This is a genomic window from Eubacterium oxidoreducens (genome assembly GCF_900104415.1).
Lineage (GTDB): Bacteria > Bacillota > Clostridia > Lachnospirales > Lachnospiraceae > Eubacterium_C > Eubacterium_C oxidoreducens.
In genome coordinates, this window is the sequence record NZ_FMXR01000005.1 from 163,887 (window position 1) to 178,830 (window position 14,944).

Below are 14,944 nucleotides of genomic sequence, written 5' to 3' on the forward strand. Positions count from 1 at the left end.
CTTTCTTTACTATCGTTTGGGGGTGTTTTATAATTGAGAAAGAAGTACTAATAGGAGAAAAAGGGAGAGCATATGGGGGCATATACAACGGTAGCAAAAAATCATTTTAAATTGAAAAAAGCCGCAAAGGGAGCGAATCTAGAGGCACATAAGATTCAGTCTTTTAGTGAAGAAATGGAATTTCAGTTTCAAGAAGGAGCGAATGTTACATTTGGACGAAATATCGTTTCCGATGGCAGGGGGTTAATTTATGTGGATAAGAATGCAACGCTTATGATCGGAGACGGCGTATATCTAAATGATGGCTTCAAATTAAGCTGCAAGGAGTCGGTGAAGATTGGAAGTGGCTGCTTATTTGGACCGGATGTGAAGATTTATGATAACAATCATAAGTTTACGAAAGAAGAAGGCGTCTTGTTTGAGCATACAACTCGTCCGGTTGTAATCGGTGAGAAATGCTGGATTGCTTCTAATGTAGTGATATTGGCAGGAACCAGGATCGGAGATCATTGCTTAATCGGAGCCGGATGTATTGTGCATGGTGAGATTCCGGCAGGTTCTAAAGTGACACAGAAAAACAATCTTGTAATTGAGGAAATACAGTGAGAAAAAGAGTATTGGTAATCATGCCGTCGATGTTTATCGGAGGCGCAGAAAAAAGTTTACTGGGATTATTGGAAAAATTTGATAAAGAGCGTTTCGAGATTATGTTGTTTTTATTTCGCCATGAAGGGGAATTAATGGACTATATTCCAAAGGATGTACCGCTTCTGGGACAGATTCAGGAATATACCACATTTGATCGACCAATCAAAGACTTACTTAAGTCTTCGCTTATGAAGTATGGGCTGGCAAGACTTAAGTCCAAAAAAGCATTAGCGAAATATTGTAAGGAGACCGGCGAAGAAGCAGAGGTATGGAAATCCATGCAATATACCTCAAAGTATGTAAGTAAACTTCTAGGACCGATTCCGGGAAGTTATGATCTGGCAATTTCTTTTTTGGGAGTTCCGTTTTATATGGACAAAGTAGATGCGAAGGTTAAGATGGCATGGGTTCATACAGATTATCATTCGTTAAAGCCGAATCGAGAGCTTGATCGGGAAGCGTACTCGAAAGTGGATTATGTCGTGAATGTTTCGAAAAAGTGTGAAGCAGCATTTTTGGAGTTTTATCCGGAGCTAAAAGATAAGTCTTTGACCATTGAAAATGTGCTTCCCAAGGCACTGATTGAGTTACAGGAAAAAGAGGAAATAAAACCGCTTAAAGGAGCCGTGAAGCTTTTGTCAATCGGCAGATATAGCGAGGCGAAAAACTTTGATAATGTGCCGGATATTCTAAAGCGAATTCGCAAAAAGGGTGTTGATGCCACTTGGTATATCATCGGATACGGCAAAGAAGAGCAGCTGATTAAAGATAAGATTCGTGAAGCAAATGTAGAAGAATATGTCATCTTGCTGGGGAAAAAAGCGAATCCTTATCCGTATATCAAAGCATGTGATTTATATGTTCAGCCGTCAAGATGGGAAGGAAAATGCGTATCGGTGATAGAAGCGCAGCTCCTTCATAAGCCGGTTGTAATTACGGCGTATGAGACCTCATCTGTACAGCTTATCAATGGAGAAGACGGAATTGTGGTGCCGATGGATAATGAAGGCTGTGCACAAGGAATTGTGGATGTGATAAACAATAAGCAGTTGATGGAGGATTTGGTTGCAAATACTTATCTGCATGATTATACCAATGCAGAGCAGCTTGAAAAGATATACAAATTGATGGAGTGAAAATATGATACCGAAGATCGTTCATTATTGCTGGTTTGGCGGCAATGAGATGCCGGATAAAGTAAAAAGGTGTATGGATAGCTGGCATGAAAACCTGCCGGACTATCAGTTTATTGAGTGGAATGAAAAGAATTTTGATGTGTATTCTTCTGCCTATGTAAAGGAAGCCTATGAGAACAAGAAATATGCTTTTGTATCGGATGTGGCGCGGGCACAGGCGTTAAAAGAATACGGGGGCATATATCTAGATACGGATGTGATGGTGTTTCAAAGCTTTGATAAGATATTAGATCACAGATGTGTCTTTGGATTTGAATACGGCAACTGGATTGCAACCAGCTTTATGGCATGTGAGAAGAATCATCCGGCACTTGATATCTTTGTTTCTTCTTATGAAGGGGCACATTTTATGAATGCAGACGGGACGATGAATACCACAACGAATGTGCAAAGGCTTACGCATATTCTAGAAGGACGTGGACTCAAAAGAAATAATGAAAAGCAGGAGATTCAAGATGGGATTGTGATTTATCCGATTGAGTATTTCTCGCCGTATGATTATGTGAATTGCATTATGGAAAAGACGGACAATTCTATCTGTGCGCATCTGTTTTTTGTATCCTGGATGTCGAAAAAAGAACAAACGAAAAAAGTTGTGAAAGGGCTTATTTCAAAGACCTTGGGAAAAAATGTACTGGAAAAAATCAGAAAAAACAAGGAAGGATAAGAAGATACGATGATAAGCATTATAGTTCCGGTGTACAATTCGCAGGAGAAACTAAAAAAGTGTATAGAGTCCATTTGTGCAAATCAGGATGTGGATTATGAGGCAATTTTTGTAGATGATGGTTCGACAGATGAAAGCGCAGACATATTGGATGAATACGCAGCTCGGAATGATAATCTCAAAGTCATTCATCAGGAAAATGGCGGTGTGTCAAAAGCGAGAAATACCGGACTAGAACATGCAATGGGGGATTTTGTTACATTTATAGATAGCGATGATTACGTGGAAGCAAATTATTTAAAGACGTTATATGAACAGATGACAGATGATGTGGACCTTACCATTGCATCGACACAAAACGAATATCCGTCTCGTTCGCAAAGCATTGCTTATCAGGACTGTAAGATTTCATTTGGAAATGTAACAAAAGAAGCGCAAAAGGATTTTTTGGAACTGAATAAGCGTTACTATCTGTATGGGCCTTGGAACAAATTATTTCGAAGAACCATCATCGAAGAACATAAGATCCGTTTTCCACTGACGACTTCTTATGGAGAAGATTTGATGTTTAATATGCAATATCTTAGCTATGCAAAAGGTATTTGTTATAAAAATAAACCGTTATATCACTATGTGATTGATGATCAGGAAACTTTGTCAACGAAGTATCGAAAGGATCGTTTTGATAATGGCATCATGATCAATAAGGCTATGGTGCAATGCTATAAAAAGCTTGGAATGTATACCGAAGAAATGGAGGCTTATATCGCGCATCGTATTTTTGATGATGCATATAATTCGTTGTTTGAATTATTTTCAAATAAAAATGAGATGGACAAAAAGCAAAGACAAAAGGCGATTCGCTATATTATGGATCATGATGAGGTCGCAGTAGCTGCTGCGAAAGCAGATACCACATCTTATCCAAAGAAATTCGTTGATATGATTGTAAAAAAGAAGTATAAAGGATTCTATCTGTATATGACATTACGTAAGTAGCAGGGAGGAAGGCAGATGAAAAATATTGTATTATTTCCGCATGGCGGAAGTGGGAATCATGGTTGTGAAGCACTTGTTCGTACAACTGCCGGCTTAATGAATAAGTATCCCGGGCAGGTATTTTCCGACCGGCCGGAGGAAGACTATCGTTATATCGGAGAAGATTTAATTGAGATTCATAAATCCAAAAAGACGATATCAAGATTGTCAAGTGAGTATGTAAAAGGGTTTATTGGTACGAGAATAAAAAAGAATCCGTTGGCATTTGATGAAATCGGATATCAGCCGGTTATTGATGCATGTAATCAGGATACGTTACTGCTTTCCATTGGAGGAGACAATTATTGCTACGGCGATAACGACTACTTATATATGGTGAATCGGATTGTAAGAGCGAAGGGAACGAAGACCGTTTTATGGGGGTGTTCAATCGGACCTGAGAATCTGACCGACAAGATGAGAGAAGATTTAAAAGGTTACGATATGATTGTTACAAGAGAGTCGCTTTCTTATGAGAATCTAAAACAGATTAATCCGAATACCGTGCTATGCGCAGATCCGGCATTTACCATGGAAATGCAAGAGGCGGTGATACCAGACGGTCTAGGGAATAATCCATACATCTGTATCAATGTCAGTCCGATGATTCAAAGCAAGGAAGCAAAAGAAGGTATTACGCTTGCCAATTATCGAACGCTGATGCAGGGGATTTTGGATCATACGAACTTCGATATAGCGCTGCTCCCACATGTTGTCTGGGAGGCAAATGACGATCGAAAACCTTTGATGCAGTTATATGAAGAGTATAAAGACAGCGGTCGCATCTATATGATTGAAGACCAAAACTGTCTGCAGCTGAAAAGTATCATTTCAAAAAGTGAAGTTACGGTAGCGGCAAGGACGCATGCTTCGGTTGCGGCTTATTCAACGGCGGTACCGACGCTGGTGGTAGGATACTCGATTAAGGCGAGAGGAATTGCAAAAGACTTATTTGGAACGGAAGAAGGTTATGTCATTCCGGTGCAAAGTTTAGATCAGGAAGAGGATTTGTATCAGGCTTTTGTGCAGATTCTAAATCGTAAGGAAGAAATTCGAGACCATCTTACAAAGATACTTCCGGAATATGTGAAACGAGCACGAAGCGCGGCAGAACTTGTATGGAAAGAGGTGGAATAATGGGAGTTATCATTGTACTGGTTATCTTGATTATTTACGCTGTTATTACCATTGCGTTTTGGGGAACGGATGCATCGGCCAATCTTAAAAGAAATATGAGACGACGCGGAATTGGCAGATGGGGTGAGCGTGGTTCCTGGAAGAGGGCGGTTGTAGAGTGTGCCTATGATTGGTTGTTTCATACACCGGTTGTGCAGCAGACCGACAGCCAAAGATATGTATTGCTTGATAAGTTACAAGGAAAATATAAAAATGCAACGATCCAAAGCTGGCAGACGGCCTGCCTGGTACTTGGTCTGGATCATTTGCAGTCTGAGCGTGCGTGTCAGGAAATTGCCAAATGGAGAGAACGTGTACTAAGTGCGGATGGAAGCTGGAAGCAGCAGGTGGACAAGGTGGATTATGCAATGCTTGCCTATGCGGTATTAAAGACGTCGCCGCATCCGGAGCAGGTCAGACCTGCGATGAATCGAATGGTAGAAGTGCTTGAGAATAATCTCTGTGAAGATGGTATGATCAGTTATTCACAAGGAAAACATTCTCTGGTTCGATTTGTTGATACACTTGGAATGGTATGTCCATTTCTGGCATTATACGCAAAGGTATATCAGGAACCCAAATATATTGAGCTTGCCGTTTCACAGATTCGAAAGTTTCGGGAATTTGGGATGTATGAGGGAACGCAGCTTGCCTGCCATGCATTTCAGGTTAAGAAAGGATTACCGCTTAGTATTTATGGATGGGGAAGAGGTCAGGCCTGGTATATTCTTGGCTTGATGGATACGTATCTGGAACTGGAGGACGGACCGGATAAGCTAGAACTTAGAAGTTATATTTACGAAGCTGCGCAGTGCTATCGTAAGTATCAAAATAAAGATGGAAGTTTTGGAAGTATTATTCAAGGCGGTGGACAGCCGGAAAGTTCGGCTACGGCTGCGCTTGCATATTTCTTTAGACAGGTTTATTACATTTTTGAAAATGATATCTATCGACAGGTTGCGGATGGAGCGCTGAGTTATTTGATGAGTAGAACCATGAAGGATGGAGCGATTGATGGTTGTCAGGGTGATACACATGGAATTGGCAGTTTTTCACAGGTGTATGATGTGATGCCGTTCGCACAGGGATTGACAGTAAGAGCATTTTTCTAACTTTGGCTAAGAGAAATGCTCTGTGAGAATGCACACGTATATTTCGTATCGAAAGGATGCTATCCGCGATGTAAGATATGCTTAATCTTTCCGCCAATCAGAGAAACTGCATGCTTTAACATACCGATTCCGTCCTTGTATTCCGCTTGTTTATGTAAGAAAATCCAAAAAACAAGGTTAGGAACAATCGAACAAATAATAAATTTGACGATAATATCAATAAGCAAAGTAATCTCTACCAGCGAGCACAAAAAATAACAGATGCCGCCGGAAATCAGCAAAATGATCAAATAGAAAAGATAGCGTTTTAGATACAAAGCAGGCTTTACATGTAGACCGTGCTTAAAAACGGCATAAGGTTCATACCAGGTATTGGTAACGGCGCGTGAGATAGCAGTAGCCAAAAGAACGCCAAATACGCCCCAAAAGTGTCCAAGCAATAAGGATAAGCCAATGTTGATAAGCGCAGTTATAATCAAGATATATTGACCATATTTAAACAATCCGAGAGTCGTCTTAAAGGATAGGACGGCATTTTGCATTCCAACCATATAGAAGTTAAATGCAAGAATAATCGGAATCGCGAGATTCATCATATAGTCTTCGCCAAAACATAGATGTACCAGTTGACTTGACACAAAAGCAATGCCGATTGCACACCAGCCGAATAACCAGAAATTGGCCAGATTAATCGTGTGAAACAGGTGGAGCTTTCGTTCGTCGGATTCTTGGGCATTGAAATTACCGATGCTGGCAGTGAGGCCATTGAAGACAAATCCCAGCATAGAATTTAAGATACCGGAGAATAAGGTATAGTTCGATAAGAGTCCCACTTGAACAAGACCTCTTATAGAAGTAATGATAATATTATCCGTATTGTTTACGAGAACACCGCTAAGTTTGTAAAAGAGAAGGGACTTGGTATCCTTTGCAATTTGCATACGTTCCTCTTTGGGAAGCGGTGTAATCTTTTTGCCGACAATAAAAGGATATTGTTTTTTGGCAATATAGGATATCGTAAAATTATAAAGTAAAGTAGCAATTAGTTGAATCAGCAGATATAATAAGAAATTGTGTGTGACAATTAATAATATAATCTGCACAATATTTTGCGCAATAATAAAGACGTAATGAACGCCAACAACCAGATAATTCTTTTGATCGGCAGTAAGAAGCGTTGTCCGGTAGGTAAAGAAATACGAAGACGCTGTATTAAAAAGGAAAATCAGATAAATGACATAGAGATTTTCCGGAATGGTCCAGCTACCGTTCATAAGCGCAGGAAGAAAAGGAATAAGGCAAAGTCCGATACCGGCAACCACGAGTCCGATGATACGATAGACTTTACCAAAGAATTGCACCAAAGAGGCAATCTTATCTTCGTTTTTGTCGGCAAGTGGTTTGTAAAGGGCATAGACAATTGCAGTACCGATTCCAAGGTCTGCGAGAGAAAGCATGGTAAGGATGTCTCCGAATAAACCGTTAACACCCAGATACTCAGCTGTTAAAGTTCTGGTAAAGATGATTCGGCAGATAAAACTAAGTAGCAGATTTAATCCATAACCACCGAAACCAACCATAATATTAAGTATAGAGTTATGCGTTCTTGATTTTTCGTTCATATGATGAAATCCTTATTGATGTATTTTGTATTTTCTATTATCTTAGCATATAATAAGACTATATTACCATTAAATTTACCATTGGGGGTAAGAAGAATAGATGAAAAAGGTATTGTTTGTGATTGAAAGTCTCGCGGGTGGAGGAGCGGAAAAGATTCTTACAACGATCGTAAAGAATCTAGACAAGACGAAATATGATGTCAGTGTTCTTACGATTGTTAAGACAGGGATTTATGTGAAACAGGTAGAAGAAGCTTGTAATCTGCTATATATATTAGAGGATTATGAGACTATGACCAGTCCGCTAAAAAAGATGCAATATAAGTCTGCATATAAAAAGATTTATCATGCAGATCCGCAAAAGGTATATGAAAAATATATCACCGACGATTATGACGTGGAAATTGCATTCGTAGAAGGATTTGCAACAAAACTTGTAGCGGCATCGAACCGGCCGTCTAAGAAATATGCGTGGCTTCATATTGATATGATTGAAAATGCGCATGCGGATACCCATTATCAAAATCTAAAGGAGCACCAAAATGCTTATCATAAATACGATGGTATCTATGCGGTATCCGATTTTGTAAGACAGCAGTTTATCCGAAAGTTTGGGGATGATTATCCGGTAGAAGTGCAATTTAATCCGGTAGATTCAGAGGAAATCATAAAGAAAGCACAAGAGCCGATTGAGGTGGTGCGTAGAAAGCCGGTAGAATTTATTACAGTAGGCCGATTGGTGGAACAAAAAGGTTACGATCGCCTTGCAGCGGTGACACTTCGCTTGAAGGAAGAAGGCTATGATTTTGTGATTCGTATACTAGGACAAGGACCTATGGAAGACGAATTAAAAAACTATATTAGCCGGAATGAATTGGAAGATTATATCGAGCTTTTGGGATTTAAAAAGAATCCGTATCCATATATGAAGATGGCGGATGCATTTGTATGCTCTTCACGTTCGGAAGGATTTAGCACGGTTGCAACAGAGGCGCTGATATTAGAGAAAATGATTCTTACAACGGAATGTTCAGGAATGAGAGAGTTATTTGGCGAGTGTGAATGTGGCATCATTGAAGAAAATTCGAAAGAGGGAATCTATCGAATGATAAAGGCGTATTTGGATCAAAAACCGGATTTTGAGAAGATTCAAAAGGAACTTACTGTTCGAAAAGAGGCATTTGATTTGCGAGTGCGAATGGAAGAATTAGGACAGATACTTTAAGCATAGGAGTATGGGGGAATATGGGAGCAAAGAGTACACTTACAATATTTACGCCAACTTATAACAGGGCATATATCATTACAAAATTATATGAATCGTTAAAACATCAAACTTCCAGGGAATTTTCCTGGCTGGTGATAGATGACGGTTCTGCAGATGATACAAAAGAAATATTTCAAAGGATTCTGTTAGACGATCATGACTTTCCGATCCGTTATGAAAGGATTGAAAATGGTGGAAAGCAAAGAGCGATTAATCGTGCCTTGCAGATGGTGGATTCGGAATATTTGTTTATCGTGGATTCAGATGATTATCTGTTGAATCATGCAGTAGAACATATCCTTGCGTGGATAGAAGAGCTTACGGAAGAAGAAAGAAAAACGCTAGCAGGCATATCCGGAGTCAGAGGACGTTACAGGGATGGCAAGCTGCAACCAATCGGCGGGGAGATTGGGTTTGAGACACCTTATATAACGGCGACGAATCTAGAAAGAAAGCAGTATAATCTAACGGCAGATATGGCAGAAATCTATCGCGTTGATTTGTTAAAAAAATACCCGTTCATAGTGGAAGAAGGGGAAAACTTTGTACCGGAAGCTGTGGTATGGGATGCAATTGCACGAGACGGATATAAGCTTCGTTGGTACCGGGAGATTATATATGTCTGTGAATACTTAGAAGATGGCCTGACGAAGGGAAGCTGGGCACTGATGAAAAAAAATCCGGTAGGTTATGCCAGATTGTTTTTTAACAATGCGAAAAACGCAACCGGGCCGGAGGAGAGAGCGGCTAGTGTGTTGCAGATGGCAGCACATTTATATATTGCCAAAAGAGAAGATTTGCTTGATAAGATGTGCCTGGAATTAGGGGTAAAGGTGCCTAAGATAAAAGCAAAAATTCTAGCCAAAAGAAGGCTCAAACAGTATAAAGATATCGGAGTATAGAGAAGGGGAGTAGTATGAATATTAGTTGTAAAATATCCGTTATTGTGCCGGTATATAATGCTAAAAAGCAACTAGAACGGTGCGTGGAAAGTATTAGAAAGCAGACTTATTCCAATTTGGAAATTATATTTGTGGATGACGGGTCAACCGATTGCAGTTATGAAATGCTGGCAAAGTGGGAGAAAATAGATTCTAGAATCAAAGTATTATATCATCCTCAGCATGCGAATAAAGGGGTATCCGCAAGCAGGAATCTGGGACTAGAAGCTTCAACGGGAGAATGGATTCGTTTTGTTGACAGTGATGATTATCTTCCGGCTGATAGTATAGAACGATTGGCAGAACATATAAATGAGGATGCGAATCGATGGATGATTATTGGAAATCAGTGCGGTGAGTATATGGGAAAGCCGATGAGATTGTACCGATCGAAAGTCTCATTTCAAGGGGAGCTTACGGCAAAGCAGCTGCTATTAAAATTAAATGAAAACGATCACTGGAATGGCCTTATTGTAGCACCATGGAATAAATTGTATAAAAAAGACATCTTTTCTAATTGCAGGTTTTTAGAAGGAATTATATACGAAGATGATGAAGTGCTTCATCACATCTTTCAGCATGATTTTAAGGCATATATAGATACGGATATTGTAGGATATGTCTATTGTAAAAATGAAGAATCTATTACAAATCTTTCGTTTTCCAAGAGAAATCTGGATGCATTAACTGTATTTTACGAAAGGGTGCAGGCTTTTGCCGATATGCCGGAATCTTTTCAAATGGAAAATAGAAAACTATTCTTAGAGATGTTTATAGAAAATTATGGGAAGGCGATTTGTCATCAGGTTAGCTATGATGATTGGGATGGATGGTTTCGACGGTTTCATGCTGTAAAAAAGGAGTCGAAAAGCCTTGCCATGAAAGACAAAATACGCTTTTTCTATTTTGAGAAGATGCCAAAAAGTTATGTAAAGCATATTAGTTTGAGAGGGAAAAACAAATGAAGAAGATTGCTTTTTACGTAGAATCTATGGTAGTAGGTGGTGCTGAAAAGATATTGATTGATCTGGCGAATTCATTGGATCCCAAAGAATATGAGATTACGGTTATCGCTATTTTTAAAAATAGCGTTTATGATGGTTATACGTTCCGGTTTGAATCTTTTTTTAAACCACATGTAAAGTATCAGTATCTGGTTGATAATACCAACAAGCTGAAATATCGCATGTTTAATCATAGCTATGCAAGCAAGGATAAACAAAAGATATACCGTAAACTGGTAAAAGAAAAATATGACATTGAGGTGGCTTTTTATGAAGGCATGCCGACGGAATTTGTAGCGCATTCTACAAATCCGGATGCAAAGAAATATGCATGGTTACATACGGACAATCATCGTTTGTATAGCAATCGGCCGAAGGAGTACATAGAAGCTCAAAGAAAGTTGTATGAAAAGTATGATTGCGTTGTAGGAGTATCTGAGCAGGTGACGCAATCCTTTGAAAATTATTTTCCGGGGATTAAGACAACTACGATTTATAATATTGTGGATGATGAGATGATTCGGGAAAAATCGCAGCAAGAGATTGATCTGCCGCCAAAAGATGAAATGACATTATTAACGGTTGGAAGGCTGGTTGAGGTTAAGGGCTATGATCGATTGATTACGAGTCTTGGACTGATAAAAAAGAAAGGTTATCGATTTCATCTATATATGATTGGGGAAGGCGAGGAACGTGAAAAACTTAGTCAGTTAATTGAGGAAAATGACTTGACTGAGGAAGTGACGATGCTCGGACTTTTGCAAAATCCATATGCGTATATGAAGAAAGCAGATTATCTGGTGATTACCTCATATGCGGAAGGATTTAGTACCGTCGCAGTGGAAGCGCTTTTATGTGAACTGCCGATTCTGACGACGGATTGTGCAGGCATGAAGGAAATATTTGGAGAGTCCGAATGCGGAATAATATGTGAAAATTCAAAGCAGGGAATTTTAGATATGCTTCTTGCGTGCTTAAAGCATCCTGAGAAAGTTGAGGATTATAAAAAAGAGTGTCAAAACAGACGCAGCTTTTTTGAACATGGAATACGTGTGCGAGCGTATGAAGATTTATGGAGTATATAGAAGGGATAATAAGGGAATATGGTTTCGGTTATCATTCCGGTTTATAACGTTGAACCGTATTTGGAGGAATGCGTAAAATCCGTATTGGACAATAAGGAAATACCAATGGAAGTGTTGCTTTTGAATAATGGTTCAACAGATAAAAGCATGGAGATTTGTGAGAGATTTGGAAAAGAATATGAATCTGTTGTAGTTTATGATTTGCCTGCGGAGTATGGACTGTCAGAGGCGAGAAATTATGGGATGGATCATGCGAAGGGTGAGTATCTGTTGTTTGTAGATAGCGATGATTATATCGCAAAAGATATGATTCGAACGCTGGTGGAAGCTTCGCAAAATGGTACGGTAGATTTGGTGGAGTGTTGTTATGCAACGGTGGAAGAAACAAAGGACGGGGAGCGCAAGATCAGATATCCTCAAATTGCAACGCAAAAGGAAAGAGAATATTTAACGAAAGAAGAAGCAATTCGATACTATCTGTCAAAGAATATGATGACAGACAACAAAATGGATGTTGTTGTCTGGAATAAGTTATATTCACGTAGATTGATTGAAAAATATGGAATTCGATTTCGAAATAATATCAATAGTGAAGATGTTTATTTTACGGCAGATGTCAGAAATGTTATGAAGTCATATTGCTTTGTGCCGGAGGTGAAATACTTTTATCGGCTTCGGCAGGGAAGTATCATGCGCTCTAAGATTACAAGAAAAAGAGCTGTTACATATGGTTGTTATGAATACTGCTATGACATGTTTATTGATATGTTTCCGGAATATCGTTCTAATTGCGCGGTTTCGGTAGTATGGCACATGTTTGAAATTCTGAAATTAATCCGGAATAATCCGGATGAGTCTTTGGCTGATATTCCGGAATTGATTCGCTCGAATTTGATAAAAAGAAAAGAAGAATGGTTGCGTATTCTTCCGGACAAGGTTACAAAAAAGATGGTAAGAAAAATCTGTAAAAGCGTGGATGCATGTTATAAATATCTGGCATGGCTAGAATGGAAAGGGAAGGTATTAAAACATATTAAAGGTTAGTAAAATCTTACAAACATTTCGAAAAAGATTTTAAATTTTCTATCAAATTAACAAAATTCACAAAAAATTAAGATTTTGTGTTGACATCCTTTTGGGGGAGGCATAACATGAAATCAGCAAAATTACAAAAACGACACAAAGCACAACGGCGTGTTACCTATCGGCTAGCAGATAGGTAACGCGCCTTTTCTTTTTTCTTTTTTTCGTTTTTGGAAAGATAGCTAAGGAGGATTATGTTATGACTCAAGAAATAATGGATTTTGTAAGTGGCAGCGTTAGTGAGACCACTTTTGGAGTTTGGTTTTTAATAGGAGCAGCATTAGTATTTTGGATGCAGGCAGGATTTGCCATGGTAGAATCTGGTTTTACCCGAGCAAAGAACGCCGGTAACATCATTATGAAGAACCTGATGGACTTTTGTATTGGTACAGTAATGTTTATCGTCATCGGTTCGGCTTTCTTACTTGGAGAAGATTATTTTGGATTTATTGGTAAACCGGGATTTGATATGTTCTCAAATTATGGAAGTTTTGATTATTCCGCATTTGTATTTAACCTAGTATTTTGTGCTACAACTGCAACGATTGTATCAGGAGCAGTTGCAGAACGAACAAAATTTTCTTCCTACTGTATTTATTCCGCATGCCTGTCCGGTATCTTATATCCAATCGAAGCACATTGGACATGGGGCGGCGGCTGGTTAGCCAATATGGGATTCCATGATTTTGCAGGTTCTAACTGTATTCATATGGTTGGTGGTCTGTGCGCACTCATTGGTGCAGCAATGCTTGGACCTCGTATTGGAAAGTTTAAAAAAGATTCTGATGGAAAGGTCATTAAGGTTAATGCGATTCCGGGACACAACCTGCCAATTGGTGCGCTTGGTGTGTTCATCTTATGGCTTGGCTGGTACGGATTTAATGGAGCAGCAGCAACATCGCTTGAGCAGCTGGGTTCTATCTTCTTAACCACAACGATTGCACCTGCAGTAGCAACGGTTACTTGTATGATATTCACCTGGGCAAAATACGGAAAGCCGGATGTGTCAATGTGTTTGAACGCATCGCTGGCCGGACTGGTTGCCATTACAGCACCTTGTGATGTTACGGATGTTACCGGATCATTGATTATCGGTATTGTAGCAGGACTATTGGTAGTATATGGGGTATGGCTATTGGATTACAAACTTCATATCGACGATCCGGTAGGTGCCGTAGCAGTTCACTTTATCAATGGTATCTGGGGAACAATTGCAGTTGGTTTATTTGCAACACCGGCAGCACCTGGATATTCCATTGTTGACAGCTCTGGAAACACTATGATTGGTTTATTCTATGGAGGCGGATTTAAGCTTCTTGGAATTCAGTTTGTTGGATTATTTGCCACAATGGCATGGGCTCTTGTCGTCATCCTAATTGTATTTGGAATTATTAAAAAGACAGCTGGCCTTCGCGTATCTGCAGAAGAGGAAATTATGGGACTTGATGCAACCGAGCATGATCTTGCAAGTGCTTATGCAGACTTTGCGCTGACATCTTCTATTAATAATTTCTCATCACATGAGGAATTACCAATCGCAGAAGATGCTGTTTCGATGGACGAGGCTGTTCCGGTACAGCTTAGAACAAGCAATGCCGTTTCGACAGGAAGTGATGTGCCACTTACGAAGATTACGATATTTGCAAAGCAAAGTAAATACGATGCACTTGCACAGGCAATGAATAAGATTGGAATCAATGGTATGACCGTAACGAATGTATTAGGATGTGGTACGCAGCGAGGAAGAACAAGTTCTTATCGTGGTGTTCCGCTGGAGATGAATCTCCTTCCTAAGATTCAGGTTGATATTGTGGTAAGTAAGATTTCGCCACAGACCGTAATTGATACTGCTAAGAAAGTGCTTTATACAGGACGTCCGGGAGATGGTAAAATCTTTGTTTATAACGTAGATAATGCAATCCGAATCAGTTCCGGCGCAGAAGGATATGCGGCACTTCAAGATTAAGACAATTGCATAATAGTAGGGAACTACTTGCGTATGAGCGGCTGTGTCGTATGACATGGCTGCTTTTTTGTAATCATATTTGATATTTCCCCATGAAAATTGGTAAGATAGAGAGGAAATGATAAGTTAGGAGCGGTTA

13 protein-coding genes are annotated in these 14,944 nt (G+C 39.4%); 12 read left to right on the forward strand and 1 reads right to left on the reverse strand.

The annotated features are described in order from the left end of the window. Positions 1-72: 72 nt before the first annotated feature. Genes BLS20_RS02390 through BLS20_RS02415 form a run of 6 tightly spaced genes read left to right on the forward strand, consistent with a single transcriptional unit; the run spans position 73 to position 5,837 of the window. Positions 73-606 carry an acyltransferase gene (locus BLS20_RS02390; RefSeq protein ID WP_090171802.1) on the forward strand — a complete coding sequence of 178 codons (534 nt, stop codon included), beginning with the start codon at positions 73-75 and terminating at the stop codon, positions 604-606. Beyond that, complete coding sequence (locus BLS20_RS02395; protein ID WP_090171804.1) at positions 603-1,784, forward strand: glycosyltransferase; 1,182 nt, start codon at positions 603-605, stop codon at positions 1,782-1,784. Before BLS20_RS02390 ends, BLS20_RS02395 begins: the two co-directional genes overlap by 4 nt. Positions 1,785-1,788: 4 nt before the next feature. Then, entirely contained in the window at positions 1,789-2,511 is a 723-nt protein-coding gene (locus tag BLS20_RS02400; protein ID WP_090171806.1) for a glycosyltransferase family 32 protein, read from the forward strand. Between the two features lie 9 nt (positions 2,512-2,520). Further along, positions 2,521-3,510, forward strand: a complete 990-nt coding sequence (locus tag BLS20_RS02405) for a glycosyltransferase (protein WP_090171808.1) — start codon at positions 2,521-2,523, stop codon at positions 3,508-3,510. Positions 3,511-3,525: 15 nt separating this feature from the next. Then, on the forward strand, positions 3,526-4,686 hold the full coding sequence (locus tag BLS20_RS02410) for a polysaccharide pyruvyl transferase family protein (RefSeq protein WP_090171810.1): 1,161 nt from the start codon (positions 3,526-3,528) through the stop codon (positions 4,684-4,686). Beyond that, positions 4,686-5,837: a glycoside hydrolase family 88 protein gene (locus BLS20_RS02415; protein WP_176762256.1), complete on the forward strand. Its 1,152-nt coding sequence runs from the start codon at positions 4,686-4,688 to the stop codon at positions 5,835-5,837. The genes BLS20_RS02410 and BLS20_RS02415 overlap by 1 nt, the downstream gene beginning before the upstream one ends. Positions 5,838-5,896: 59 nt before the next feature. Here the strand turns inward: BLS20_RS02415 and BLS20_RS02420 are convergent, their stop codons facing one another. Continuing rightward, complete coding sequence (locus tag BLS20_RS02420) at positions 5,897-7,459, reverse strand: lipopolysaccharide biosynthesis protein (RefSeq protein WP_090171813.1); 1,563 nt, start codon at positions 7,457-7,459, stop codon at positions 5,897-5,899. A 100-nt stretch (positions 7,460-7,559) separates the two neighbouring features. Between BLS20_RS02420 and BLS20_RS02425 the strand changes: the two genes are divergently transcribed. The 6 genes from BLS20_RS02425 (at position 7,560) to BLS20_RS02450 (ending at position 14,805) form a co-directional block, all read left to right on the forward strand. After that, positions 7,560-8,684 carry a glycosyltransferase gene (locus tag BLS20_RS02425; protein ID WP_090171815.1) on the forward strand — a complete coding sequence of 375 codons (1,125 nt, stop codon included), beginning with the start codon at positions 7,560-7,562 and terminating at the stop codon, positions 8,682-8,684. Between the two features lie 20 nt (positions 8,685-8,704). Continuing rightward, positions 8,705-9,628, forward strand: coding sequence for a glycosyltransferase family 2 protein (locus BLS20_RS02430; RefSeq protein WP_090171816.1), 924 nt, complete (start codon positions 8,705-8,707; stop codon positions 9,626-9,628). 14 nt (positions 9,629-9,642) lie between these two features. Continuing rightward, the gene (locus BLS20_RS02435) at positions 9,643-10,632 is read left to right on the forward strand and encodes a glycosyltransferase family 2 protein (RefSeq protein WP_090171819.1); all 990 of its coding nucleotides are present in this window, start codon (positions 9,643-9,645) and stop codon (positions 10,630-10,632) included. Further along, positions 10,629-11,756, forward strand: a complete 1,128-nt coding sequence (locus tag BLS20_RS02440; RefSeq protein ID WP_090171822.1) for a glycosyltransferase — start codon at positions 10,629-10,631, stop codon at positions 11,754-11,756. Before BLS20_RS02435 ends, BLS20_RS02440 begins: the two co-directional genes overlap by 4 nt. An 18-nt stretch (positions 11,757-11,774) precedes the next feature. Then, positions 11,775-12,800: a glycosyltransferase family 2 protein gene (locus BLS20_RS02445; RefSeq protein ID WP_090171824.1), complete on the forward strand. Its 1,026-nt coding sequence runs from the start codon at positions 11,775-11,777 to the stop codon at positions 12,798-12,800. 238 nt (positions 12,801-13,038) lie between these two features. Next, on the forward strand, positions 13,039-14,805 hold the full coding sequence (locus BLS20_RS02450) for an ammonium transporter (protein WP_090171826.1): 1,767 nt from the start codon (positions 13,039-13,041) through the stop codon (positions 14,803-14,805). Positions 14,806-14,944 lie beyond the last annotated feature (139 nt).

What these genes read in the sequence shown, in the direction of transcription:
- BLS20_RS02390 (WP_090171802.1), top strand. Translation starts at nt 73, where the DNA reads ATGGGGGCATATACAACGGTAGCAAAAAATCATTTTAAATTGAAAAAA.
- BLS20_RS02400 (WP_090171806.1), top strand. Translation starts at nt 1,789, where the DNA reads ATGATACCGAAGATCGTTCATTATTGCTGGTTTGGCGGCAATGAGATG.
- BLS20_RS02405 (WP_090171808.1), top strand. Translation starts at nt 2,521, where the DNA reads ATGATAAGCATTATAGTTCCGGTGTACAATTCGCAGGAGAAACTAAAA.
- BLS20_RS02410 (WP_090171810.1), top strand. Translation starts at nt 3,526, where the DNA reads ATGAAAAATATTGTATTATTTCCGCATGGCGGAAGTGGGAATCATGGT.
- BLS20_RS02415 (WP_176762256.1), top strand. Translation starts at nt 4,686, where the DNA reads ATGGGAGTTATCATTGTACTGGTTATCTTGATTATTTACGCTGTTATT.
- BLS20_RS02420 (WP_090171813.1), bottom strand. Translation starts at nt 7,459, where the DNA reads ATGAACGAAAAATCAAGAACGCATAACTCTATACTTAATATTATGGTT.
- BLS20_RS02425 (WP_090171815.1), top strand. Translation starts at nt 7,560, where the DNA reads ATGAAAAAGGTATTGTTTGTGATTGAAAGTCTCGCGGGTGGAGGAGCG.
- BLS20_RS02430 (WP_090171816.1), top strand. Translation starts at nt 8,705, where the DNA reads ATGGGAGCAAAGAGTACACTTACAATATTTACGCCAACTTATAACAGG.
- BLS20_RS02435 (WP_090171819.1), top strand. Translation starts at nt 9,643, where the DNA reads ATGAATATTAGTTGTAAAATATCCGTTATTGTGCCGGTATATAATGCT.
- BLS20_RS02440 (WP_090171822.1), top strand. Translation starts at nt 10,629, where the DNA reads ATGAAGAAGATTGCTTTTTACGTAGAATCTATGGTAGTAGGTGGTGCT.
- BLS20_RS02445 (WP_090171824.1), top strand. Translation starts at nt 11,775, where the DNA reads ATGGTTTCGGTTATCATTCCGGTTTATAACGTTGAACCGTATTTGGAG.
- BLS20_RS02450 (WP_090171826.1), top strand. Translation starts at nt 13,039, where the DNA reads ATGACTCAAGAAATAATGGATTTTGTAAGTGGCAGCGTTAGTGAGACC.